The following is a 676-nucleotide window of genomic DNA, read 5'->3' as shown; positions in this document are numbered from 1 at the left end:
CGTAACAAGGTAGCCGTATCGGAAGGTGCGGCTGGATCACCTCCTTTCTAAGGAATTACCCGGTCTCGATGAAGATCGGATAAATGAAGGCAGTTATTGCTCGCTCGTTGTCAGTTTTGAAAGAGCAAGTCTCTTTCAACCGTATTTTTGGACATGTTTTCCTTTTACGGGAAACGGTTCAGAAATCTCGTTTGGTGGCGATGGCGGAGGGGAACCACACGTTCCCATCTCGAACACGACCGTTAAGCCCTCCAGCGCCGATGGTACTTGGACCGCAGGGTCCTGGGAGAGTAGGACGTTGCCAAGCGGGTACTTTTATGCCCAATATTACTGCGGTTTTTCTCTAACTTCCATTTTTTTAATGGTTGAGAAGCAGAAAAAATCATGGTAAGATAATATTCCTGCTGTTACATGGCGGGTATTGCACCTTGAAAACTGGATATGAAGAAGCAAGTGTAATGTCCTTTAGCTGGGATAATCATATTGTTGATTGGTGGACTCATTGAAGTTCAAACCAATCAACGAGGTGGATGCTGAACCTGAAATCTTATGATTTCAGATTCAAACCAACCACCTAACGATGGATGCTGAACGTCGAATCTAACGATTCGCCGTCCAAACCAACCATCGAGGTTAAGCTAATAAGGGCGCACGGAGGATGCCTAGGCGCTAGGAG

The 676-nt window shown here is 46.2% G+C and carries 1 rRNA gene; it reads left to right on the top strand.

Going from position 1 to position 676, the window contains the following annotated elements:
• The first annotated feature begins 190 nt into the window (after positions 1 to 190).
• Positions 191 to 307: ribosomal RNA gene (rrf, locus tag IEY46_RS36165) — 5S ribosomal RNA — on the top strand.
• Positions 308 to 676 lie beyond the last annotated feature (369 nt).

It is taken from the genome of Paenibacillus nasutitermitis, assembly GCF_014641075.1.
In the GTDB taxonomy this organism is placed as follows: domain Bacteria; phylum Bacillota; class Bacilli; order Paenibacillales; family Paenibacillaceae; genus Paenibacillus_Z; species Paenibacillus_Z nasutitermitis.
The sequence above is the reverse complement of the archived record's forward strand: the minus strand, read 5'-3'. Positions and strand labels throughout refer to the sequence as shown.